The 21,295-nt window shown below is 64.1% G+C and carries 24 protein-coding genes; 15 read left to right on the top strand and 9 right to left on the bottom strand.

Features of this window, described 5'->3' with window-relative positions; translation table 11 throughout:
* Window positions 1–24 precede the first annotated feature (24 nt).
* The 3 genes from Q8O80_RS17560 to Q8O80_RS17550 form a co-directional block, all read right to left on the bottom strand.
* Window positions 25–486, bottom strand: a complete 462-nt coding sequence (locus Q8O80_RS17560; RefSeq protein WP_305581632.1) for a hypothetical protein — start codon at window positions 484–486, stop codon at window positions 25–27.
* Window positions 487–566: 80 nt separating this feature from the next.
* Entirely contained in the window at window positions 567–2,480 is a 1,914-nt protein-coding gene (gene dnaK / locus Q8O80_RS17555) for a molecular chaperone DnaK (protein WP_305581630.1), read from the bottom strand.
* Between the two features lie 261 nt (window positions 2,481–2,741).
* Window positions 2,742–3,074 carry a hypothetical protein gene (locus Q8O80_RS17550; RefSeq protein ID WP_305581628.1) on the bottom strand — a complete coding sequence of 111 codons (333 nt, stop codon included), beginning with the start codon at window positions 3,072–3,074 and terminating at the stop codon, window positions 2,742–2,744.
* A 134-nt stretch (window positions 3,075–3,208) separates the two neighbouring features.
* On the opposite strand from Q8O80_RS17550, the gene pabB reads away from it, so the two are divergent.
* Complete coding sequence (pabB, locus tag Q8O80_RS17545; protein ID WP_305581626.1) at window positions 3,209–4,987, top strand: aminodeoxychorismate synthase component I; 1,779 nt, start codon at window positions 3,209–3,211, stop codon at window positions 4,985–4,987.
* A 6-nt stretch (window positions 4,988–4,993) separates the two neighbouring features.
* Window positions 4,994–5,629 (top strand): bifunctional nicotinamidase/pyrazinamidase, encoded by a 636-nt coding sequence (pncA, locus tag Q8O80_RS17540; RefSeq protein ID WP_371136233.1) that lies wholly within the window; start codon window positions 4,994–4,996, stop codon window positions 5,627–5,629.
* Between the two features lie 233 nt (window positions 5,630–5,862).
* Here the strand turns inward: pncA and grpE are convergent, their stop codons facing one another.
* Together grpE and hrcA are read right to left on the bottom strand one after the other, a co-directional pair.
* Complete coding sequence (gene grpE / locus Q8O80_RS17535; protein WP_305581624.1) at window positions 5,863–6,459, bottom strand: nucleotide exchange factor GrpE; 597 nt, start codon at window positions 6,457–6,459, stop codon at window positions 5,863–5,865.
* A 228-nt stretch (window positions 6,460–6,687) separates the two neighbouring features.
* Entirely contained in the window at window positions 6,688–7,761 is a 1,074-nt protein-coding gene (gene hrcA, locus Q8O80_RS17530) for a heat-inducible transcriptional repressor HrcA (RefSeq protein ID WP_305581622.1), read from the bottom strand.
* Between the two features lie 140 nt (window positions 7,762–7,901).
* Here hrcA and rph point away from each other — a divergent pair, with 140 nt between their 5' ends.
* Genes rph through hemW form a run of 4 tightly spaced genes read left to right on the top strand, consistent with a single transcriptional unit; the run spans window position 7,902 to window position 10,546 of the window.
* Window positions 7,902–8,618, top strand: coding sequence for a ribonuclease PH (gene rph / locus Q8O80_RS17525; protein WP_305581620.1), 717 nt, complete (start codon window positions 7,902–7,904; stop codon window positions 8,616–8,618).
* A complete protein-coding gene (locus Q8O80_RS17520; RefSeq protein ID WP_305581618.1) occupies window positions 8,615–8,761 on the top strand; it encodes a hypothetical protein in 147 nt (48 codons plus the stop codon). Before rph ends, Q8O80_RS17520 begins: the two co-directional genes overlap by 4 nt.
* On the top strand, window positions 8,758–9,399 hold the full coding sequence (locus Q8O80_RS17515; RefSeq protein ID WP_305581616.1) for a non-canonical purine NTP pyrophosphatase: 642 nt from the start codon (window positions 8,758–8,760) through the stop codon (window positions 9,397–9,399). Before Q8O80_RS17520 ends, Q8O80_RS17515 begins: the two co-directional genes overlap by 4 nt.
* Window positions 9,389–10,546 (top strand): radical SAM family heme chaperone HemW, encoded by a 1,158-nt coding sequence (gene hemW, locus Q8O80_RS17510; RefSeq protein WP_305581614.1) that lies wholly within the window; start codon window positions 9,389–9,391, stop codon window positions 10,544–10,546. Before Q8O80_RS17515 ends, hemW begins: the two co-directional genes overlap by 11 nt.
* Here the strand turns inward: hemW and Q8O80_RS17505 are convergent.
* Window positions 10,543–11,349, bottom strand: coding sequence for a hypothetical protein (locus Q8O80_RS17505; protein ID WP_305581612.1), 807 nt, complete (start codon window positions 11,347–11,349; stop codon window positions 10,543–10,545). The two genes, hemW and Q8O80_RS17505, sit on opposite strands and share 4 nt — an antisense overlap.
* Window positions 11,350–11,378: 29 nt before the next feature.
* Window positions 11,379–12,608: a penicillin-binding protein activator gene (locus tag Q8O80_RS17500; protein ID WP_305581610.1), complete on the bottom strand. Its 1,230-nt coding sequence runs from the start codon at window positions 12,606–12,608 to the stop codon at window positions 11,379–11,381.
* A gap of 83 nt (window positions 12,609–12,691) precedes the next feature.
* On the opposite strand from Q8O80_RS17500, the gene rsmI reads away from it, so the two are divergent.
* The 4 genes from rsmI to Q8O80_RS17480 all read left to right on the top strand — a co-directional run bounded on the left by rsmI (window position 12,692) and on the right by Q8O80_RS17480 (window position 15,588).
* A complete protein-coding gene (gene rsmI / locus Q8O80_RS17495) occupies window positions 12,692–13,579 on the top strand; it encodes a 16S rRNA (cytidine(1402)-2'-O)-methyltransferase (RefSeq protein ID WP_305581607.1) in 888 nt (295 codons plus the stop codon).
* Window positions 13,548–13,934, top strand: coding sequence for a YraN family protein (locus Q8O80_RS17490; RefSeq protein WP_305581605.1), 387 nt, complete (start codon window positions 13,548–13,550; stop codon window positions 13,932–13,934). Before rsmI ends, Q8O80_RS17490 begins: the two co-directional genes overlap by 32 nt.
* Before the next feature lie 8 nt (window positions 13,935–13,942).
* A complete protein-coding gene (gene gshB / locus Q8O80_RS17485; protein ID WP_305581603.1) occupies window positions 13,943–14,890 on the top strand; it encodes a glutathione synthase in 948 nt (315 codons plus the stop codon).
* A gap of 65 nt (window positions 14,891–14,955) precedes the next feature.
* Entirely contained in the window at window positions 14,956–15,588 is a 633-nt protein-coding gene (locus tag Q8O80_RS17480; protein WP_305581601.1) for a MarC family protein, read from the top strand.
* 352 nt (window positions 15,589–15,940) lie between these two features.
* Here the strand turns inward: Q8O80_RS17480 and Q8O80_RS17475 are convergent, their stop codons facing one another.
* Entirely contained in the window at window positions 15,941–16,063 is a 123-nt protein-coding gene (locus tag Q8O80_RS17475) for a hypothetical protein (RefSeq protein WP_305581599.1), read from the bottom strand.
* A gap of 356 nt (window positions 16,064–16,419) precedes the next feature.
* Here Q8O80_RS17475 and Q8O80_RS17470 point away from each other — a divergent pair, with 356 nt between their 5' ends.
* Both Q8O80_RS17470 and Q8O80_RS17465 read left to right on the top strand, forming a co-directional pair.
* Complete coding sequence (locus Q8O80_RS17470; RefSeq protein ID WP_305581597.1) at window positions 16,420–16,626, top strand: hypothetical protein; 207 nt, start codon at window positions 16,420–16,422, stop codon at window positions 16,624–16,626.
* Window positions 16,627–16,704: 78 nt separating this feature from the next.
* Window positions 16,705–17,136 (top strand): hypothetical protein, encoded by a 432-nt coding sequence (locus tag Q8O80_RS17465; protein ID WP_305581595.1) that lies wholly within the window; start codon window positions 16,705–16,707, stop codon window positions 17,134–17,136.
* Between the two features lie 36 nt (window positions 17,137–17,172).
* Here the strand turns inward: Q8O80_RS17465 and Q8O80_RS17460 are convergent, their stop codons facing one another.
* Window positions 17,173–18,012: a GH25 family lysozyme gene (locus Q8O80_RS17460; protein ID WP_305581593.1), complete on the bottom strand. Its 840-nt coding sequence runs from the start codon at window positions 18,010–18,012 to the stop codon at window positions 17,173–17,175.
* 181 nt (window positions 18,013–18,193) lie between these two features.
* Here Q8O80_RS17460 and Q8O80_RS17455 point away from each other — a divergent pair, with 181 nt between their 5' ends.
* The 3 genes from Q8O80_RS17455 to Q8O80_RS17445 are packed head-to-tail and all read left to right on the top strand — an operon-like array spanning window position 18,194 to window position 21,146.
* Window positions 18,194–19,717 carry a YifB family Mg chelatase-like AAA ATPase gene (locus Q8O80_RS17455; protein WP_305581591.1) on the top strand — a complete coding sequence of 508 codons (1,524 nt, stop codon included), beginning with the start codon at window positions 18,194–18,196 and terminating at the stop codon, window positions 19,715–19,717.
* Window positions 19,717–20,691: a DUF2971 domain-containing protein gene (locus tag Q8O80_RS17450; RefSeq protein WP_305581589.1), complete on the top strand. Its 975-nt coding sequence runs from the start codon at window positions 19,717–19,719 to the stop codon at window positions 20,689–20,691. Before Q8O80_RS17455 ends, Q8O80_RS17450 begins: the two co-directional genes overlap by 1 nt.
* A 2-nt stretch (window positions 20,692–20,693) precedes the next feature.
* Window positions 20,694–21,146, top strand: coding sequence for an NUDIX domain-containing protein (locus tag Q8O80_RS17445; RefSeq protein WP_305581587.1), 453 nt, complete (start codon window positions 20,694–20,696; stop codon window positions 21,144–21,146).
* The last annotated feature ends 149 nt before the right edge of the window (window positions 21,147–21,295 follow it).

Raw genomic sequence — 21,295 nt, 5'->3', positions numbered from 1 at the left:
TGGGGGTGGGGAGCGCCTGGCGCATCAACCGACGACGTCGGCGGTGGCAACGCCCTTGTCCATCAGCTTCTTGCGGGCGGCATTGACCGCATCGACGCTGAAGCTGTCTTCATGGCGCATCACAATGGCTTCGCCGGTCAGATCGGCGCGGCCATTGGCCACCAGCTTGTCAAAGCCGTCGCTGAGGCCTTCTTCCATCATCTGGTCGCTCAGCACTTTTTCGGCGCCAACGCGCTTGTGCTTGGCGCGCACCTTGACCAGGCGCGTCACCCGGCCATTGTCGGCGCTGCGGAATTCTTCGGCCGCCGCCAGATTGGTCCAGAATTCGCGTTCGACAGCGCTTTCCTTGTGGGCGTCACCCACCAGCTCGGCGATGCGGATTTTGCACTGGAACGCCAGGTCGTCATAGCCAAGGCGGACGGCGTTGGCCATCAGCTTGCGTAGTTTTTCGGGGTCGGTGAAGGTCTGGGGGTCTGGAATGTTCATGGATTATCTTACCGGGTTCCTCCGGAAACAGAAAGGGGCCCGGCAGCTGCCGGACCCCTTTATCTGCGCTCTAGGTGCGCTTAAGCGGACTTCTTGTCGTCATCGTCGCTGACTTCTTCGAAATCAGCGTCAACCACGTCGTCATCGGCGTCGTCGTCCGAGCCGGAAGCCTGGGCTTCGGCTTCCGCCTGGCTGGCCTTGTACATGGCCTCGCCCAGCTTCATGGACGCCTGGCTCAGGGCCTCGGTCTTCTGCTTGATCAGCTCGGCATCATCACCCTCGATGATGGCCTTGAGTTCACTGATCGCAGTTTCGATCGCGGTCTTGTCGTCTTCCGAGACCTTGTCGGCATATTCGGCCAGCGACTTTTCGGTCGAGTGGATCAGGCTCTCGCCCTGGTTCTTGGCTTCCACCGCCTCGCGCTTACGCTTGTCGGCGTCAGCGTTCAGCTCGGCTTCCTTGACCATGGCTTCGATGTCGGCATCGCTGAGGCCACCCGAGGCCTGGATGCGGATCTGCTGCTCCTTGCCGGTGCCCTTGTCCTTGGCCGAAACCTGCACGATGCCGTTGGCATCGATGTCGAAGGTCACTTCAACCTGGGGCACGCCGCGCGGTGCGGGGGGAATGCCGGCCAGATCGAAATTGCCCAACAGCTTGTTGTTGGCGGCCATTTCGCGTTCGCCCTGGAATACCCGGATCGTCACGGCGCTCTGGTTGTCCTCGGCGGTCGAGAAGGTCTGGCTCTTCTTGGTCGGAATGGTCGTGTTGCGATCGATCAGGCGGGTGAACACGCCGCCCAGGGTTTCAATACCCAGGCTGAGCGGGGTCACGTCGAGCAGCAGCACGTCCTTGACGTCGCCCTGCAGCACGCCGGCCTGAATGGCTGCGCCCAGCGCCACCACTTCGTCCGGATTAACGCCCTTGTGGGGCTCCTTGCCGAACAGCTGCTTGACGATTTCCTGCACCTTGGGCATGCGGCTCATGCCGCCCACCAGCACGACTTCGTCGATCTGGGCTGCGGTGACGCCGGCATCCTTGAGCGCCAGTTTGCAGGGCTCCATGGTGCGCTGGATCAGATCGTCCACCAGGCTTTCCAGCTTGGAACGGCTCAGCTTGATCGTCAGATGCTTGGGACCCGAGGCATCGGCGGTGATGAAGGGCAGGTTGATTTCGGTCTGGGTCGAGCTCGACAGTTCGATCTTGGCCTTTTCGGCAGCTTCCTTGAGGCGCTGCAGGGCCAGCTTGTCGGAGCGCAGGTCAATGCCCTGCTCCTTCTTGAACTCGTCGGCCAGATAGTCGACCAGCCGCATGTCGAAGTCTTCACCACCCAGGAAGGTGTCGCCATTGGTGGACTTCACCTCGAACACGCCGTCGCCGATTTCCAGGATCGACACGTCGAAGGTACCGCCGCCAAGGTCATAGACCGCGATGGTGCCGGTGTTCTTCTTGTCGAGGCCATAGGCCAGCGCGGCTGCGGTGGGCTCGTTGATGATGCGCAGCACTTCAAGGCCGGCAATCTTGCCGGCATCCTTGGTGGCCTGACGCTGGCTGTCGTTGAAATAGGCCGGCACGGTGATCACGGCCTGGGTGACGGTCTCGCCGAGATAGCTCTCAGCGGTTTCCTTCATCTTCTGCAGGATCATGGCCGAGACCTGGCTGGGCGAATACTTTTCGCCCGATGCTTCAACCCAGGCGTCGCCATTGTCGGCGGCCACGATCTTGAAGGGGACCAGGTTCTTGTCCTTGGCCACGACCTTGTCGTCGTAGCGACGACCGATCAGGCGCTTGACGGCAAACAGGGTGCCCTCGGGATTGGTCACGGCCTGGCGCTTGGCCGGCTGGCCGACCAGACGCTCGCCATCCTTGGAGAAGGCGACCATGGAAGGCGTGGTGCGTGCACCCTCTGCGTTTTCGATGACCTTCGGATTGGCCCCATCCATCACTGCAACGCAGCTATTGGTGGTGCCCAGATCGATACCGATGACTTTAGCCATTACTCTAGCCTCTCTTTCAGCAAACCCATGCTGGAGCCCCTCTCGCGAGGCAGTTCCGTGACCCCGCAGGACCGGGTTCCTTGCAATTGAAAATGCGCCCGTCGCTGGGCTTGAGGGGTATATAGGGGGGTCCCTGTACGGCTTCAAGCGTTCATCGGGCACATTCGCCCCCGCTTGACGCCATTGCCGGGCGCCGGCGCCCCGATCGGGCAGCGTGCGGACGGCAAGGGGACGGGCGCCAGGCCCGCCCCCAGCCAGCAATCAGTCGCTCAGCGTATAGCTGTCGAGCGTGCAGATATCGACATTGGTCACTTCAAGCACCGCGCCCTCGCCGGTTTCGAAGCGGAAATCATATTCGCACTGGTCCGAACCATCACCAATCGTCACCGTGCCCTGCATGCCGGGCTCCAGCGTGCCGTCTTCGCCCAGCAGATCCTCGCCCCATTCGTCGGAATTGCTCGGATTGGTATAAAAATAATGCAGCGCCTGGCTGCTCTCGTTGATCAGCGTGAATTCAACGGTTTCGGCAGCGGCAGGCAGGGCGCTGGCCAGCAGGGCCAGTGCGGCGAGACCGCCGGTAACATAGGTGTTCATGATCGATTTTCCCACGGGCCGCATTCGCATTGGCGAACCGGCAGGCCACTATCTGCAGCCGCCAAAAATAATCAAGCACCTCCCCCCATCAGCAGTGCTTTTCTTTGCGCTGCCGACCCCATAGAACCAGACCCATGTTCGCCCCCGGTTCTGTTCTGCTGCACGATACGCTCGCCCCCCAGGGTGAGAATCTGTTGTTCACCGCCCCCCAGGCGGTGCTGCAGGCCCATGACGCCGCCGGGGTTCGCGCCGCGCTGGCCCAGCTCGAGGCCGCCCGGTCGCAGGGCCTGTGGGCCGCCGGCTATCTGGCCTATGAGGCGGGCCTCGCCTTTGAGGAGCGCCTGGTGCACCGCCTGCCGCCCGCCAGCGACACCCCCCTGCTCTGGCTTGGCCTCTACGCCCCCCCGCAAAAGCTGAGCGCCGCCGAAACCAGCCAATTGCTGGCCCAGGCCGCCGGCAGCGCCACCGGCCGGGCCCGCGATATCGTCCCCAGCCTGACCCCGGCGCAATACGCCACCGCCTTTGATCGCGTCAAAGCCCTGATAGCGGCCGGCGACACCTATCAGGTCAACCTCACCTTCCAGGCCGACTTCCGTCTTGAGGGCGATCCGGTGGCGCTCTATGTCGACCTCGTGCGCCAGCAGCCAGTGGCCTATGGCGCCCTGCTCAATACCGGCGCGCACTGGATCCTGTCACGCTCGCCCGAGCTGTTCGTCGCCAGCCGCGGCACTACGCTGTCGGCCCGCCCGATGAAGGGCACGCTCAAGCGCGGCAGGACCATTGCCGAAGACGCCATTGGCCGCGCCGCCCTCGCCAGTGATGAGAAGAACCGCGCCGAAAACCTGATGATCACCGATCTGCTGCGCAATGATCTGGGCCGCATTGCCGAGATCGGCTCGGTCAAGGTCACCGACCTGTTCACGGTGGAGACCTATCGCACCCTCCACACCATGACCTCGGGCATCACCGCCACCCGCCGGCCTGGTGTCTCCACCACCGCGCTGCTGGAAAACCTGTTCCCCTGCGGCTCGATCACCGGCGCCCCCAAATTGCGGGCCATGGAAATCATCGATGAACTCGAAACCAGGCCGCGCGGCGTCTATACCGGCTCGATCGGCTATTTCGCGCCCAATGGCGACCTCACCCTCAATGTCGCCATCCGCACCGCCGTCATCGATCGCTATGGCCGCGGCAGTATTGGCATTGGCGGCGGCGTCGTCGCCGACAGCACCGCCGGGGACGAATATCGCGAGGCCCTGCTGAAAATGGCATTTTTTACCGACCCGGCCGATCCGGTCACCCTGATCGAAACCCTGCTCTGGACCCCCGGCGACGGCTACAGCCTGTTGCAGCGTCATCTCGAGCGGCTGGCTGCCTCTGCCGCCTATTTCGCCCTGCCCTGCGATCTGGCCGCCATCACCGCCCTGCTCAAGGGGCAGGCTTTCACCGCGCCCATGCGGGTGCGGCTGACGCTGAGCGCCGACGGCCCGCAGCTCACCGCCACGCCGCTGCCGCCCAATCCGGAACGCTTCCGCTTCATGATCGCCGAGGAACGGCTCGATTCGCAGAGCCTGTGGCTGGCGCACAAGACCACCAACCGGGCGTTTTATGACACGCCGCGCCAGCGTGCCCATGGCGTTGACGAGGTGGTGTTTCTCAATGAACGCGGCGAGCTCACCGAGGGCTCGATCACCAATCTGTTTGTCGAACGCGCTGGGCTGTTGCTCACGCCGCCTTTGGCCTCGGGCCTGCTCCCCGGCACGCTGCGCGCCGAGCTGCTCGCCACGGGCCGGGCCGTGGAGCAGGTTTTGACCCTTGCCGACCTGACCAATGCCGAGGCAGTCTGGCTCGGCAATTCGGTGCGCGGCCTGCTGCCGGCGCAATGGGTGCAGCCGTCTGTTCAAGTGGAGTAATGCCGGATGACGCTTCAGATTTCACCGCGCGACGTGCTGGTCGTGGTCGATGTGCAGCATGACTTTTTGCCCGGCGGCAGTCTCGGCGTCGCCGCTGGCGACGAGATCGTGCCGCTGATCAACGCCCTGGCGAAAAAGTTCAGCCATGTGGTGTTCACCCAGGACTGGCACCCGGCCGATCATATCTCGTTCGCCAGCCAGCACCCCGGCAAGGCGCCGTTCGAGACCATCGCGCTCGACTATGGCACCCAGGTGCTGTGGCCCGATCACTGCGTCTGGAACAGCCACGGCGCCGAACTCGCCGCCGATCTGGACATTCCCCATGCCCAGCTGATCATCCGCAAGGGCTATAACCGCGCCATCGACAGCTATTCCGGCTTCCAGGAGGCCGACCGCGAAACCCTTACCGGGCTGGCTGGCTATTTCAGCGAACGCGATGTCGACCGGCTCTATATCGTGGGCCTGGCCACCGATTACTGCGTCGGCTGGACCGCCATTGACGGCGCCGCCGCCGGCTTTGACGTCACCGTCATCGAGGACGCCACCCGCGCCATCGACAATGACGGCAGTCTCGCCAAAGCCTGGGCGGATATGGCCGAAGCCGGGGTCGAGCGGGTGATGAGCCGGGAGATTTTGGGGTAGCGGCCAAGCTTTCAGTCAACACCCTCCCCACCCGGGTCGCGCCCTGGCGCGCCCGAGTGCAGGCTCTTGCGGGAAGGGATCAAGGGAGGGGGTCGATTGGCCCCGACATCCGGGCCAGCCACACCCCCTCCCGACCTCCCCCGTCAAGGGGGAGGTGCCCATCGGGTTTGCGGCACCCACAAACGAAAAATCCCCGCGCAAGCGGGGATTCACGTGAAACGCCGGGATCGGTTCTAGGCGCTCTTGTCGACGGCTTCGCTGGCTGGGGCGTGGCTGGGGCCGCCCTTGGCGACGCCGACCATGGCGGGGCGCAGCACGCGGTCGCCAATGAGGAAGCCGGGCTGCACCACCTGCACCACAGTGCCTTCGGGCTGGCTGGGATCGGGCACTTCAAACATCGCCTGATGCACATGCGGATCAAATTTCTCGCCCTGCGCCTCGATCGGCTTGACGCCGTGCTTGGCCAGCAGGCGCTGCATTTCGCGTTCGGCCAGCTCAATGCCTTCAATCAGGCTCTTGGTGGTGGCGTCGCCGGTTTCGCGGGTTTCTGCGGGCAGCGTGATCAGCGCGCGGCTCAGTGCATCGGTGGCGCTGAGCATGTCGCGGGCAAAGCCGGCAATGGCGTAACTGCGGGTATCATTGATTTCGCGCTCGGTGCGCTTGCGCAGGTTTTCCATCTCGGCAACCGTGCGCAGCACACGATCCTTGAGTTCGGCGTTTTCCGTGCGCAGGGCAGCGGTTGGATCGATGCTCTCGATGCCCTCATTGGTCTCTTCGACCGGGATTTCGACTTCAGGCATTTCGCCTGAGGCGGCGTTCTCGTCGCTCATCATTGCTGTCTTCCGCAAATACCAAAGAATTTGCCCCGCATATCGGCCAATATCGGGGTGATTTCAAGTGCGCCCGGCTTTCTCGCCGCTCCCGTGGCCGGGCAGGGCAAGCCAAAGCGCCTGTCGCCAGACCATTTCGCCGTTTCGCTGAAACGGCGAAATCGCTCCAGCGCTCTGACCGGTCGCGCTTTCGCGCCGCAGAAGTGGCGCCCCTTCTGACAAAACCGCTCAGCGCTTGCGCGCCATCATCGCCGTGATCACATGGGCGGTATAATCGACCACCGGCACGATGCGGGCATAGTTCAGTCGCGTCGGCCCGATCACCCCCAGCACGCCCACCACCTTGTCATTGGCGTCCTTGTAGGGGCTCAGAATCACCGACGAGCCCGACAGCGAGAACAGCTTGTTCTCCGAGCCGATAAAGATGCGCACGCCCTGCGCCTTGTCGGCATCGCCGAGCAGGTCGAGCAGGCCGTCCTTGCTTTCCAGCTCGTCGAACAATTGCCGCATGCGCAGCAATTCGTCGCTGGCCATGGTGTCATTGATCAGATTGGCCCGACCGCGCACGATCACCGTCGGCGTGCTGCTCGGCGCGTTCTGGCTCAGCGTGGCAATGCCGGCGTCGACCAGCTTTTGCGTCAGCTCGTCCAGTTCGGCCCGCTGCTCGGCGCGCTGCGCCGCCAGCACCTTGCGCGCCTCGGCCAGGGTGCGGCCCACCACATGATGGGCAATGAAGTTGCTGGCCTGGGTCAGCGCGCTCGCCGTCAGGCCGGCCGGAATGTCCATGATGCGGTTTTCCACCTGGCCATCCTCGCCCACCAGAATGGCCATGGCGCGGGTGGCATCAAGCCGCACGAATTCGAGATGGCGCAGCACCATGTCGGCCTTGGCGGTAATCACCACCCCGGCGCCCTGGCTGAGCCCGCTGAGCAATTGGCTGGCTTCGGTCAGCACATCCTCGACCTGGCCCTGCTGCTGGCCCTGGATCGACTGGGCGATCTGGCTGCGCTCGACCTCGTTGATCGACCCCACCTCAAGCATGGCATCGACGAAAAAGCGCAGCCCCTCCTGGGTCGGGGCCCGCCCTGCCGAGGTGTGCGGCGCCGCGATCAGCCCGAGATCTTCGAGGTCCGCCATGACATTGCGCACCGAGGCCGGCGACAGCCCGCCCTGCAACATACGGCTGAGATCGCGCGAGCCCACCGGTGCGCCGGTGTCCAGATACCGCTCCACAATGCGGCGGAAAATGTCCTGGCTGCGGGCATTGAGCACACTCAAAAAGTCTTCTGGAAGTTTGCTCATGGCAGTTTGATAAAATCGTCCGCTTTAACTGTGTCCCACCATTTAGGCGCATTGCAGCCTCCCGCCAAGCTCCCGTGGCTTGTGAGGCGGCGTCAGGAAGGTTAAGAGGCGGTTAACTGCAATCTCCAAGTGGATAACGGATGCGCCCTTCAGGACGTCAAGCCAACCAGATGCGCGCCGTGGCGATCGAACGCAACGTCGCCATGAAGGCGGAAGGCTCCTGCCTCGTCTCGTTCGGCCATACCAAGGTGCTGGTCACCGCATCGGTGGAAACCACTGTCCCCGGCTGGATGCGCGGCAAGGGCCAGGGCTGGGTCACCGCCGAATATGGCATGCTGCCGCGCGCCACCGGCAGCCGCAATCGCCGCGAGGCGACAGCCGGCAAGCAGACCGGCCGCACCCAGGAAATCCAGCGCCTGATCGGCCGTTCGCTTCGGGCGGTGGTCGATCTGCAGCTGCTGGGCGAAAACCAGATCACCATCGACTGCGACGTGCTCGAAGCCGATGGCGGCACCCGCACCGCCGCGATCACCGGCGCCTATGTGGCGCTGGCCGATGCCATCAAGTGGATGGATGAGCGCAAGCTCACCAGGGGCAAGGCGCTGCGCGATTCGGTGGCTGCCGTCTCCTGCGGCATCTATCGCGGCGCCCCGGTGCTCGATCTCGACTATCTCGAAGATGTCGAAGCCCATACCGACGCCAATTTCGTCATGACCGGCAGCGGCGCCTTCGTGGAAATCCAGGGCACCGCCGAACAGACCCCGTTCAGCCGCGCCGAACTCGATGCGCTGATGACCCTGGCCGAACAGGGCATTGGCGAGCTTTCCCTTCTCCAGCAATCGGTACTCGCAGTATGATCGCCTGGCTCAAAAACCTGATTTCCAGCAAATCCACGCCGACCCCGTCCAATGGGACGCGTCAGGCCTCCCCGGAGAACTGCGCGCTGTGGCACGATGTGGCCCGGGCGCTCGACGCCAAGCCCAAAGGCTCCAGCAAATGAGCCTGCCCCGCCTGCGCGCTGGCGACCGGCTGGTGCTGGCCACCCACAATGCCGGCAAGCTCAAGGAGTTCCGCGAGCTGTTTGAGCCCTTTGGACTCGAGATCGTCTCGGCAGGGGAACTGGGCCTGCCCGAGCCCGAAGAAACCGGCACCACTTTTGCGCAAAATGCCCGCCTCAAGGCCCATGCTGCGGCCCAGGCCACCGGCAATCTGGCGCTCAGTGATGATTCGGGGCTGTGCGTCGACGCGCTCAATGGCGATCCGGGCGTTTACACCGCCGACTGGGCCGGGGTGCCGCGTGATTTCGGCCACGCCATGAAGCGGGTGGAAGACGCGCTGCAGGCGGCCAATGCCACCTCGCCCAGCCTTCGAGGTGCCTCGTTCAATGCCACCATGTGCCTGGCCCATCCCGATGGGCGCGACGTGCTCTATGTCGGCAAGGTCGAGGGCACGCTGGTCTGGCCGCCGCGCGGCACGCTCGGGCATGGCTATGATCCGGTGTTCATGCCCAAGGGCTACGACATCACCTTTGGCCAGATGCCGGCCGAAATGAAGCACTCCTGGGCACCCGGCCAGCCTGGTCTGAGCCACCGCGCCCGGTCCTTTGCCCAGTTCTACGAGGCCCAGATTGAAAAATAACCCCAATGATCTGTTTGGGGTCTATGTGCACTGGCCGTTCTGCGCCAGCAAATGCCCGTATTGCGATTTCAATAGCCACGTCCATCGCGGGGCCTTTGATGAGGACAGCTATGTGGCGGCCTATGAGCGCGAAATCGCCCATGCCGCGCAATTGGCGCCGGGCCGGGTGGTGCAGTCGATCTTTTTTGGTGGTGGCACCCCCTCGCTGATGTCGCCCGGCTCCACCGCCCGCATCATTGACGCCATTGCCCGGCACTGGACCGTCGAGCCGCAGGCCGAAATCACGCTGGAGGCCAATCCGACCAGTGTCGAGGTCGACCGCTTTCGCGGCTTCCGCAGCGCCGGCGTCAATCGCGTCTCGCTCGGCGTGCAGTCGCTGCGCCCCGGCCCGCTGGCCGAACTCGGCCGCCGCCACAGCGTTGAGGAGGCCGTCGCCGCCGTGCGCATCGCCCAATCAGTATTCGAGCGCTCCAGCTTTGATCTGATCTATGCAAGGCCGCGCCAGACCCTGGACGACTGGGAAGACGAGCTCAAGGAAGCGCTGTGGATGGCGCAGGGCCATATCAGCCTCTACCAGCTCACCATCGAGCAGGGCACGCGCTATTTCGACCTGCAGGCCGCCGGCAAGCTGAAGATTCCCGGCGAGGATCTGGCCGCCGATTTCTATGAAATGACCCAGGAACTCACCGCCGCAGCCGGCCTGCCCGCCTATGAGATTTCCAACCATGCCCGCCCCGGCCAGGAGAGCGAACACAATCTGCTGTATTGGCGCTATGGCGAATATGCCGGCATTGGGCCGGGCGCCCATGGCCGGTTGATGATCAACAATCAGCGCCACGCCACCGCCGACGAGAAAATGCCGTTCGACTGGCAGAAAAACGTGCTGGCCAAGGGCCATGGCATGGTGGTGGACGACGTCTTGACCTGGGAAGAGCAGGGCGACGAGTTCCTCGTCATGGGCCTGCGCCTCAAGGAGGGCATTTCCCCGGCCCGCTTTACCGCGCTCTCGGGCCGCCAGATCAACCCGGCCCAGATCGCCGCGCTCAAGGGTTATGGCTTTGTCGAAACCCTGCCCAATGGCAATCTGCGCGTCACTGACCGCGGCTGGCCGGTGCTCGACGCGGTGGTCGCCGATCTGGCCGCCTAGGCCAGCGCCGCGATATAGCGCTCCGCCGAGCGGGCGACGGCGGTTTTGGCATCGCTGCTGATGACCTTGTCCCACCAGCCGCCATAGAGGCGGTCAAAGCTGAGGTCCGCCACGCGGTCGGCTATGTCCCGCACCGTGCGGGCCGGCAGCGGGATCATGTTGGGATAAGAGCGCATGAAGCTTACCCATCCTGCGGCTGGGGTGACCTGAATGGTGTCGCCGACCAGCAGGGCTCCCTTGCCATCAGCGCCGACAGCCCATTCCAGCACGCTGCTGCCCGCAAAAGGCCCGCCCAGGCGATGCACAGTAACGCCGGGCAGGATATCCAGCCGGTCGCCGCTCCAGGGCTCGATCAGCGGGCTGGGTCGCATCACATGGGCCAGATCGGCCTCGGGCAGCCGGATCGGCACGCCGCCCAGCGCTTCGCTCCATTCCACCATGCCGGTGTAGAAATGCGGGTGCGAAAAGCACATCGCCTTGAGCCCGCCAAGAGCCTTGATGCGGTCCCTGGTTGCCGCGTCCAGCATGGGCACGCAATCCCACAGCACATTGCCCTCTGGCGTCTGCACCAGCAGCGCGCGTTGGCCGATGGCGATGGTGGGCACCACACCAATGCCGCTCAAACCCGGTTCGATCTCCCGCCAGTCATTGGCATGGCTGGCGGTGATGGCATCGCGATCAAGCCAGAGCTGTCCGGCGGCGCCGACATATTGCCGCTCATCTTCGCAAATGGCGCAATGGGCCGGTGGCGTCTGGCTCGGTGTATGCTGGGCGCCGCAGGTCTTGCAGATCCATACCGTCATTGAAATTTCCTGCCAAAGATCAGTGTTGCTCAGAGTTTTGGGCCTTCCAGCCGCACCGCGCCGCCGGGGCTGACCTGCAGCATGGCCAGCGCATATTGGCTGCGCCCGCTGTTGAGGAAGCGGAACACCCCGTCGCGGCCGTTAAAGCCGGTGGGATTGGTCATCAGCGCCGGATTATAGGGCGGATTGGCCAGCGACAGCGTGTTCACATTGGCCAGGATGGTGGCGGTATAGGCTATGGTGGACAGCGCATGCGGCTGGCTGTTGAAGCGGGCCTGATACTCGGGCCGGATCGCGGCCATGCCGGCCGGATCAACCGCCGGATAGATGGCTCCTGCCAAAGCTGGAGTGGCGAGGATTGTGGTATCGCCCTCCCAGTCGGCCGAGCCGACGATCTGCACCGCGCTCGGGCTGATCCCGGCCTGGGCCAGGGCAGCGGCGAATGCGGGCGCGCTGGCCCGGTCGGGCAGGAACAGCGTATCGATCAGGCCCTTCTCGATCAGCGGCTGGGCCTGGGCGATGATCTGGGGGGCCTCACCCGTACTGCCGAAACTATAGACCGCCTGCGGCGCCAGCCCGGCCTGGCTGGCCTGCTGGCGGAACGCCGTCTGCTGGGCCTGGCCATAGGCCGAAGCGGGGAACACCCCGGCAACGCCCCGCCGTCCCTTGGCCTTCACATAGTTCAGCGCCCGCTGCATTTCCATTTCCGGCAGCACACTGAGCAGGTACACCCCCGGCCCCGCCGCGCCCGGATTGTTGGAAAAGCCGATCAGTGGCACCCCCGATGCGCGTGCCACGGCACCGGCCGCCGTCACCGAATCGCCGCGCAACGGCCCCAGGATCAGCCTGGCACCTCCAGCGAGCGCAGTCTGGGTGGCGCTGGTGGCCCCGGCCACCGTGCCGCCGGTATCGTGCAGGGTGATGGTGGTGTTCTCGGCAATATTGGGATTGGCTTCAATGAACGCCATGGCCAGCCGGCTGCCATTGGCCATGGCCTGGCCCACATTGGCCAGACCCGGATCCCCGCTCAGCGGCAGCAGCAGCGCCACCTGCACCGGCCCGCGCCCGAAGCGCTGGCTGGCATTGGCCGGACCCAGCGGCGTCATCGTCTGGTTGGGGTTGGTCTGGTTCGCGCCCCCAAAACCGAAATCGATGGTGCGCGAAGCGATATGGATGGGCGAGCAGGCGCTCAGTACAAACAGGCCGACGACGGCGAGCGCCTGTGCTATGCCGTGACATGAATTTCGATGTGCAGTCACGCTTGCCCCGAGTTTGCCAGCAGACTGTTAGCATCTAGAACCGCATTGCTTAACCAATTCTCAATCGGGCGGACTGCTGGCGCATGACGGACACCAATTCGGGCTACTTCATCGCCGGCACCACCTTCACCGCGCCGCCGCTGGCGCCCGGTCTTTATGTCGTGGCCACCCCGATCGGCAATCTGCGCGATATCACCATCCGGGCGCTTGAAACCCTGGCCGCTGCCGATGCCGTGCTGTGCGAGGACACGCGCCTGTCGGCCCGGCTGCTCGATCACTATGGCATCAAGACCCGCCGCATTGCCTTCCATGAGCACAATGAGCGCGCCAAGGCCGACGATATCGTCGGCCGCATCGCTGCCGGCGGCCGCTTCGCGCTGATTTCCGACGCCGGCACGCCGCTGCTCTCCGATCCCGGCTTTCCGCTGATCCGTGCCCTGGCCGAGGCCGATTTGCCGGTGTTTGCCATTCCCGGCGCCTCGGCCCTGCTCTCGGGCCTGGTGGTGGCGGGCCTGCCCACCGATGCCTTCACCTTTCATGGCTTTCTGCCGCCCAAGGCCGGGGCCCGCATCAATGCGCTCAAGGCGCTCAGCGATTCACGTGAAACCATGGTGTTTTACGAAAGCCCGCGCCGGCTCGACGATAGCCTGGCCGCCATGGCCGAGGTGCTGGGCGAGCGCCAGGCTGCCGTGGCGCTCGAACTGACCAAGCGCTTCGAGCGCGTGCAGCGCGGCACCTTGGCCGAACTCGCCGCCGTTTTCGCCGAAGGCGAGACCAAGGGCGAGGCGGTCATCATTGTCGCTGGCGCCGCCGCGCCCGCCGCCCCCGCTGCCGCCGACTGGCAGGCGGCGCTGCAGGCGGAAATGACCGACCAGCCCCTGCGCGCTGCCGTCGATGCGGTGGCCGCGCGCTTCGGGCTCAAGCGCAAGGAAGTCTATGATGCCGCGCTCGCCCTCAAAGCCGAAAAGTAAGGCCCGCATCGCCGCCTATCGCGGCGGGCTGCGCGCCGAGGCGCTGGCGGCCTGGTATCTGCGCTGCAAGTTTTACAGCGTCATTGCCCGGCGCGCCAAAACCCCGCTGGGCGAGATCGATCTGATCGTGCAGCGCGCGGGCACCATCGTCTTTGTCGAGGTCAAGGCCCGCGCCTCGGCGGCCCGCGAGGGCGAGACGCTTGAAGCGGTGAACCAGCGCCGGATCAGCCACGCGGCGCAGTACTGGCTGGCCCGCCACAGGGCCAGCGCGGATACCGATCTGCGCTTTGACGTGATTTTCCTTGCACCCTGGCGATGGCCGCGCCATGTCATCAACGCCTTCGACGTTAGCTGAGAGACACCATGATGCTCAAAGTCGCGGTCCAGATGGACCATGTTGCCACCATCAATCCGCTCGGCGATTCCACCTTCGCCCTGATGCTCGAAGCCCAGGCGCGCGGCCACCAGCTGCTGCACTACACCCCCGATACGCTGGCGCTGCGCGACAATGTGGTGACCGCTCTGGCAGCGCCGATTGAAGTGTTCGACAAGCCCAGGGGCGAGCATTTCCAGCTGGGCGAACCCGCCCGCATCGACCTGTCGACCCAGGACGTGATCCATATGCGCCAGGATCCGCCCTTCGACATGAACTATATCACGCTCACCCACATGCTCGAGCGGCTGCACCCCAGGACGCTGGTGGTCAATCCGCCCGCCGCCGTGCGCAATGCCCCCGAAAAGATCCTGGTCACCGATTTCCCCGACCTGATGCCGCCCACCCTGGTGACGCGCGACCGGGAGATGATCCACGCCTTCCGCCGCGAGCATGGCAATATCATCGTCAAGCCGCTCTACGGCAATGGCGGGGCCGGGGTGTTCTTCATCCAGGAGGGCGACCACAATCTGGTCAGCCTGCTCGAATTGTTCGAACAGAATTACCGCGAACCCTTCATGGTGCAGCAATACCTGCCCGACGTGCGCAAGGGCGACAAGCGGATCATCATCATCGATGGCGAGCCCATCGCCGGCCTCAACCGCATTCCCGCCGCTGGCGAGGCGCGGTCCAACATGCATGTCGGCGGCCGCCCGGAGCTGAGCGAACTGACCGCCCGCGAGCGCGAGATCTGTGCCGCCATCGCCCCGGCGCTGCGCGAACGCGACATGATCTTTGTCGGCATTGACGTGATCGGCGACTACCTTACCGAGATCAACGTCACCTCTCCCACCGGCATCCGCGAGATCAAGCGCTTTGGCGGCCCCGACATTGCGGTGCTGATCTGGGACGCCATCGAAAAACGGCGGGCCGCCTGAGCGCGGCGGGGTAGGCAAAACCGGCGCAACCGGCTAGGTCTAGAGCCGCATTCGGGAGCAAGTTCATGCCCACAACGACATTTCTGGCCGCTTTTGCGACCCTGTTTGCCACGGTGGGTGTGGCCGATATTGCCTTCATCTTTGCCGCGCTGACCAAGCACAACACGGCCAGGGAACGCTTTGCCTTTGCCACGCGCGGCGTCATCATCGCTGCCATCATCCTGCTCACCTTCGGCATTCTGGGCAATGCCATCCTCGATGTCTTCGGCATTTCCATTCCGGCCCTGCGCACGGCCGGCGGCCTGCTGCTGTTCTTGATCGCCATCGACATGGTGTTTGCCCGTCATTCGGGCGGCACCGGCACCACCAATGAGGAAGAGGTGGAAGCCCGCTCGCGCGATGATATCGCCGTCTTTCCGCTCGCCATGCCCTTGCTGGCCGGCCCGGGCGCCATCAGTGCGGTGATCCTGCTGACCACCGGCACCCAGAGCGATATCGAATTCTGGGCAGTGCTGGTCGCCATTGTGGTGATCCTGTTTCTGGCCTGGCTGACCCTGCTGGTGGCCATTCCCATCCAGCGCCTGCTCGGCGTCACCGGCCTTGCCGTGGTCTCGCGGGTGGTCGGCATCCTGCTGGCCGCCCTGGCCGTGCAGTTCGTCTTCGACGGCATCAAGCAGAGCGGCCTGCTGGCGGGCTGAGCCGGCCCGGCAACGCTGCTGCACAGCTGAAAAATTTGGTAAAATTGCAGGGTTAAGCAAGTCTTAACGCCGTGCTTGACCGGGCAGGCGGCGCGGCGCACAACCAAAGCCGGTTTTGGCTTTTGAGGATGCATTCCATGCGTGTCGCCGCAGTTCTTGCTCTGTTGATCATGGCCCTGCTGGCGGCCAGCGCCAGTACGGTGACGGTGGCGCGCTCGGAAACCCTGTTGCCCGCGGTCGCCGCCAGCCGCTAGGGCGTTTCCAGCAAAACGGTGACATGCTCAGACTGTGCCGCAGTCAGCAAAAAGGGCGATCGAGCACGCCGACCGCCCGCCAACCTGTCGGCAATGGATTACTTCTTGGCCGAATTGCCGGTGCTGCCTGAGCCAAGCCCGGTGATCTGCTTGGCGGCTTCGACCTTGTCCTTCTTCGGCTTTTTGGCTTCCTTGTTGCTGCGCATCTGACCCTTGGCCATCTCACACTCTCCTTCGTGCAGGCCAGAGGGCCCGCATCAATACCCTGAGACGCTAGCCCCGACGCCGGGCGCTGGCAAGCGCCGCGCCGCCGCCAAACCCGCCGGGATTTGACTTTCCGGCCGGTTCTGCTTTGATATGGCCATGCGCGTACATCCTTCCGACCACCGCCCGCATCACCGGCTCCGCCTCCTCCGAGGCGTTTGACCTGGTTCGGCCACCTGCACTGCAAGGGCCGGGCCAGGATATGTTCCCCCTTATTCACTGATCATTGAACCGCGCCAGCGGTTCCCCCTGTCATCGTCCGTCTGCCCGCTATTGCCGGGCTGCGGCGATGCGTCTGTTCGGAACAATTGCCATGACGTACAAATACGGTCTCACCCTTCCCATTAGCGGCAGCCACAAGCTCAAGCGCTTCACCCTTTGGGCCGGCACCCACCTGCCGGAACTGCAATACCGGCTGCCGCCGCAGACCCCGATCAAGACCGAAACCATGACCATCCGCCTGCGCGACAGCGATGACCGCGCCCGCATCCTGTCGGCACTGCGTGCCAACAAGCTGTGACGACTTGCGTCGCGGTCAGCGCGACGCGCCTTTTCCGCCCGCTTTCCCGTTTGTCTGCTGCCAAGGAGTTTCAACACAATGTCGGACTTGCCCCAGTTCGTCATGACCGACCAGGATTATGCCATCCTGCGCGGCATTGCCGTGGCCCGGCCGTCGGGAGAGCGCGGCTATTTCGACCTGCTGCGCCACAAGCTGTTGCGGGCCCAGGTGGTGGATGCCGCCAGGATTGAGCCCGATGTGGTCACCATGAACAGCCAGGTGCTCTATCGCGTGGGCAAGGGACGCTGGTTCGAGCATCGACTGGTGCTCGGCGCCGCCCGTGAAGTGATCGGCCAGACCGTCTCGCTGCGCTCGCTGCACGGGCTGGCGCTGCTGGGCATGCGTGACGAGCAGGAATTCACCTATGACCCCGAACAGGGGCCGGTGACGGTCAGCGCCGTGCTGTACCAGCCACAAGCCGATGACGAAGGGATCGACTATGGCAGCGCGCGCCGCTGGAGCGCGCGCTGACCCGGCCATAATCGCTGGCGAGGCCGGCAGCCTTGCCTATTTGGCTGCCTGGCAGCGGCCGCTCGGTGCCAGCGTCGCAATCGCCCGGGGATCGCAGCCGGTCTGCAGGAAAGTCAGCCAGTCATTCTGGTCGCCATAATAGGCATTGCGATCCACCTCGCCGCGCACCCCGCGCACCACGCCGGTCTGCGTCCACTGCCAGAAGGTCCAGGTCCGGTTGCCATAGCGTTCATGCGGCTCGGCAGCGGTCGAGCGCAGCCAGAAGGCATTGGGGAAATATTCCCCCTCCAGCACGTCGCGGTGGAAGGTCATGTCGGTATAGATCAGCGGCAGCTTGCCGGTATGGCGTTCCATCACGTCCAGCATCAGCCGGATTTTTTCCAGCGCATCGGCGCGGCTCGGCTTGTTGCGGCAGCTGGAGTGATTGTTCCACTCCAGATCGAGCACCGGCGGCAGCGCATCGGGATCATTGGGCACATTGGCGACGAACCAGGCCGCCTGTTCGGAGGCCAGCGAACACCAGGTCATGAAGTGATAGGCGCCGCGCGGCATGCCGGCCTCGCGTGCCCGCACCCAGTTCTTGCGGAAATCGGGGTCGAGATAGTCCTTGCCCTCGGTCGCCTTCATGAAGACGAAATGGATGCCCGACTGGATCGCGGTGCGGAAATCGACATTTTCCTGGTAGCGCGCCACGTCGATCCCCTGGATCGGCATGCCGCGCGCCCGGTCGACGCCCGAATGCGGCCGGTTATCCCCCTGTATCGGACCGTAAAGACCGCCTCCCGACGAGCAGGCCACAACAATACCGGCCAGCAGGGCCAGCAGGGCACCCTTTGCGATCGCGGAATACGAGGGAAAAGGACGGCGGAACATCATTGCAGCAGCACTCTACGCAGGAACAAGCAGTGGCTTTGATTCAACATGGCGCGGTTAATGGAGGCTTAGGTTAACCAGTGTGGCAACGGGCGTGGTTAACAGGCCGTTTTTTGTTCGCCCTACGTTCTTGTTCAGCGCGGCCGACTTTGCTAGATTTCTGCCGGGCCAGGGGAAACAGCACATGGTCACCCGTGTCGCGACCGTCGCGTTTGAGGGCATCGAGGCCGTACCGGTCGACGTGCAAGTGCAGATCACGCCCGGCTTTCCCAAGATCACCCTGGTCGGCCTGCCCGACAAGGCGGTCAAGGAAAGCAGCGAGCGCGTCCGGGCGGCGCTGGTCGCCTCCGGCATCGGCCTGCCGCCCAAGCGCATCACCGTCAATCTGGCGCCCGCCGACCTGCCCAAGGAAGGGAGCCATTATGACCTGCCCATCGCGCTGGGCATCATGGCGGCGATCGGCGTCATGCCCCAGGATGGGCTCGATGGCTATCTGGCGCTGGGCGAATTGGGGCTCGACGGGCGCCTCGCCCATGTCGGCGGCATCCTGCCCGCCGCCATCGCCGCCCAGTCGCGCGAACTGGGGCTGATCTGCGCCGCCCCCTCCGGTCCTGAAGCCGCCTGGGCCGGCGAAAATCTCGAGATCATTGCCGCCGACAGCCTGCTGGCGCTGGTCAATCATCTGACCGGCCACCAATTGGCCGCCCGCCCGCAGCCGCGCAAATATGTGCCCAGCACCGGTCTGCCCGATCTCTGCGATGTGCGCGGCCAGCAGGTGGCGCGCCGCGCGCTCGAAGTGGCCGCTGCCGGCGGACACAATCTGCTGATGATCGGCCCGCCTGGCGCCGGCAAATCCATGCTGGCGGCGCGCCTGCCCTCCATCCTGCCGCCGCTCAATCCGCGCGAATTGCTCGATGTGTCGATGATCCAGTCCATTGCCGGCGAACTGGTGGGCGGGGCGATTTCCGACCGCCGGCCGTTTCGCGCCCCGCATCACTCCGCCTCGATGGCCGCGCTGGTCGGCGGCGGGCTCAAAGTGCGCCCCGGCGAGGTCAGTCTGGCCCATAATGGCGTGCTGTTTCTCGATGAGCTGCCCGAATTTGCCCCCGGTGTGCTCGATAGCCTGCGCCAGCCGCTCGAGAGCGGCGAAACCGTGATTGCCCGGGCCAATGCCCGTATTTCCTATCCCAGCCGGGTGCAGCTGATCGCCGCGATGAACCCGTGCAAATGCGGCATGGCCGGCACGCCGGGCCACACCTGCCGGCGCGGACCCGCCTGCGCCCATGATTATCAAGGCCGGGTCTCGGGGCCGTTTCTCGATCGCATCGATCTGCGCATCGATGTGCCCGCCGTGACCGCCGCCGATCTGATCGCGCCCAGCCTGGCCGGGGAGAGTTCAGCGGCCGTGGCCGCCCGCGTCGCCCAGGCCCGCGCGCGCCAGCAGCAGCGCTATGCCGACCATGGCGCCCCGGGCATCCACACCAATGCCGCCGCCGGCCCCAGCCTGATCGAGGCGCTGGTCAATCCCGACAAGGAGAGCCAGACCCTGCTGCTGCAGGCCGCCGAACGCTTCAACCTGTCGGCCCGCGCCTATCACCGCGTGCTCAAGGTCGCCCGCACCCTGGCCGATCTGGGCGGCGACGAGCGGGTGGGACGGCCCCATATCGCCGAGGCGCTGAGCTACCGGTTGAATATGGGATTGGCCTGATGGCAGATTTGCTACCTACGGTACTTGCCTCAGCAAGTGCCCGCCGAAACGCCATATTTAGGCCATTTGCGATGAAAAAGGCCCAATATGCGGAAAAAACCGGTCAGCAGTTCATTCACTACACGTCTGCAGCGACAGCGACTTTGATACTGAAGAATACCGAAGTCTGGATGCGTCAATCATCTGCTATGAACGATTTTCGCGAGATTGAGTTCGGCCAGGCCTGCATTAGAAGAGCTTGGTTGGAGCACGGCGAACGGTTTGAGGACGTTTTTGGCAAAATTGACCCGAAGATGTCGGTCAAGCTCTGGGATTGGTTTGTCTCTTGGGAGCAACGAGTTCGGACTGAAACTTATATCGCCTGCGTGTCTGAGCACAGAGCAAGGGAAAATACTCATGGACGACTGTCGATGTGGCGGGCCTATGGTGGAAATAGCGGTGTTGGTCTTGTACTGGATGGTGGACCGCTGCTTCGAGTTTCCGATGCCCTAGGCGCTTACGCCAGCCCTGTCGGCTATCATACGCTGCAGAGCTTTTCGGCCGCCTTCGAAAGATTGATAGAACGGGCGGAGAAGAGCTTTGATTTCCTTGTTGAGCAAGGTGCGGAACAAATCTACGCGGAGCTCTGTCACACTTTGCATTTTGCGATGCTGTGTACCAAACACGAGGGTTTTCGCGATGAAAGGGAGTGGAGGATAGTCCGATCTCCAGCTTTCAATACTCCATTGACACTTTCGGCACGTGTAGAGGTCATTGGAGGCGTTCCCCAGACAATTCTTGCATTGGCACTCAAGGATCAGCCAAATTTGGACCTCGTCGGCATAGAAGTTCCAAAGTTGGTGAAGCGTGTGATAGTTGGGCCATCAAAGCATCCACTACTAGTAGCTGAAGCGCTTGCGACATGCTTGAAGGCAAGTGGAGTACAGTCGCCGGAAAACATCATCGCATTCTCTGACATTCCGCTTCGGAGTTAGCCATGCAATACCGGATTTCGGCCGGCGCGCTGGTGCTGCGCGACAATCGCCTGCTGTTGCTGCGCCATTTCAGCCCGCGCTATGATTTCTGGGCCCCGCCCGGCGGCGGGGTGGAGGGCCATGAAACGCTTGAAGCCGCCGCCGAGCGCGAAACGCTCGAAGAGACCGGCCTGACCGTCAAGGCCCGGCGCCTAGCCTATATCGACGAGGTCTGGAGCGCCACCAGCCGCACCATCAAGCTGTGGTTTGTCGCCGACTGCGCGGCCGGTGTGATCAATCTGGACAGCAACCCGGCGCCCGGCGAATCCATTGTCGAGGCGGTCTGGCTCGGTCGCGGCGATCCCCTACCGGGCCGACTGGTATTTCCCCTGCCCCTGCATGGCCGGTTCTGGGTCGATCTGGCCACCGGCTTTGCCACCCCGATCCGGTTGCCACTGCAGCGCCAGCAGGTCTGAGCAAACCGCCCTTGCGTTACCCTGTGGACAAGTGTTTCACGTGAATCTGCCTCAGCGGTGGCTGGTATAGCCGCCCAGGACGCCGCGCGGCGACAGGACCACCTGCCACAGGCTGATCTGGCGTGCCCGGAACGAGGCGGCAAAGACGC

Source organism: Devosia sp. (genome assembly GCF_030689745.1).
GTDB classification, from domain to species: domain Bacteria; phylum Pseudomonadota; class Alphaproteobacteria; order Rhizobiales; family Devosiaceae; genus Devosia; species Devosia alba.
The sequence above is the reverse complement of the archived record's forward strand: the minus strand, read 5'-3'. Positions and strand labels throughout refer to the sequence as shown.

Bases quoted from the DNA above. Each gene is read 5' to 3' on its own strand.
- Q8O80_RS17560 (WP_305581632.1), bottom strand. From the start codon at position 486: ATGAACATTCCAGACCCCCAGACCTTCACCGACCCCGAAAAACTACGC.
- dnaK (WP_305581630.1), bottom strand. From the start codon at position 2,480: ATGGCTAAAGTCATCGGTATCGATCTGGGCACCACCAATAGCTGCGTT.
- Q8O80_RS17550 (WP_305581628.1), bottom strand. From the start codon at position 3,074: ATGAACACCTATGTTACCGGCGGTCTCGCCGCACTGGCCCTGCTGGCC.
- pabB (WP_305581626.1), top strand. From the start codon at position 3,209: ATGTTCGCCCCCGGTTCTGTTCTGCTGCACGATACGCTCGCCCCCCAG.
- pncA (WP_371136233.1), top strand. From the start codon at position 4,994: ATGACGCTTCAGATTTCACCGCGCGACGTGCTGGTCGTGGTCGATGTG.
- grpE (WP_305581624.1), bottom strand. From the start codon at position 6,459: ATGAGCGACGAGAACGCCGCCTCAGGCGAAATGCCTGAAGTCGAAATC.
- hrcA (WP_305581622.1), bottom strand. From the start codon at position 7,761: ATGAGCAAACTTCCAGAAGACTTTTTGAGTGTGCTCAATGCCCGCAGC.
- rph (WP_305581620.1), top strand. From the start codon at position 7,902: ATGCGCCCTTCAGGACGTCAAGCCAACCAGATGCGCGCCGTGGCGATC.
- Q8O80_RS17520 (WP_305581618.1), top strand. From the start codon at position 8,615: ATGATCGCCTGGCTCAAAAACCTGATTTCCAGCAAATCCACGCCGACC.
- Q8O80_RS17515 (WP_305581616.1), top strand. From the start codon at position 8,758: ATGAGCCTGCCCCGCCTGCGCGCTGGCGACCGGCTGGTGCTGGCCACC.
- Q8O80_RS17505 (WP_305581612.1), bottom strand. From the start codon at position 11,349: ATGACGGTATGGATCTGCAAGACCTGCGGCGCCCAGCATACACCGAGC.
- rsmI (WP_305581607.1), top strand. From the start codon at position 12,692: ATGACGGACACCAATTCGGGCTACTTCATCGCCGGCACCACCTTCACC.
- Q8O80_RS17490 (WP_305581605.1), top strand. From the start codon at position 13,548: ATGCCGCGCTCGCCCTCAAAGCCGAAAAGTAAGGCCCGCATCGCCGCC.
- gshB (WP_305581603.1), top strand. From the start codon at position 13,943: ATGATGCTCAAAGTCGCGGTCCAGATGGACCATGTTGCCACCATCAAT.
- Q8O80_RS17480 (WP_305581601.1), top strand. From the start codon at position 14,956: ATGCCCACAACGACATTTCTGGCCGCTTTTGCGACCCTGTTTGCCACG.
- Q8O80_RS17475 (WP_305581599.1), bottom strand. From the start codon at position 16,063: ATGGCCAAGGGTCAGATGCGCAGCAACAAGGAAGCCAAAAAGCCGAAG.
- Q8O80_RS17470 (WP_305581597.1), top strand. From the start codon at position 16,420: ATGACGTACAAATACGGTCTCACCCTTCCCATTAGCGGCAGCCACAAG.
- Q8O80_RS17465 (WP_305581595.1), top strand. From the start codon at position 16,705: ATGTCGGACTTGCCCCAGTTCGTCATGACCGACCAGGATTATGCCATC.
- Q8O80_RS17460 (WP_305581593.1), bottom strand. From the start codon at position 18,012: ATGATGTTCCGCCGTCCTTTTCCCTCGTATTCCGCGATCGCAAAGGGT.
- Q8O80_RS17455 (WP_305581591.1), top strand. From the start codon at position 18,194: ATGGTCACCCGTGTCGCGACCGTCGCGTTTGAGGGCATCGAGGCCGTA.
- Q8O80_RS17450 (WP_305581589.1), top strand. From the start codon at position 19,717: ATGGCAGATTTGCTACCTACGGTACTTGCCTCAGCAAGTGCCCGCCGA.
- Q8O80_RS17445 (WP_305581587.1), top strand. From the start codon at position 20,694: ATGCAATACCGGATTTCGGCCGGCGCGCTGGTGCTGCGCGACAATCGC.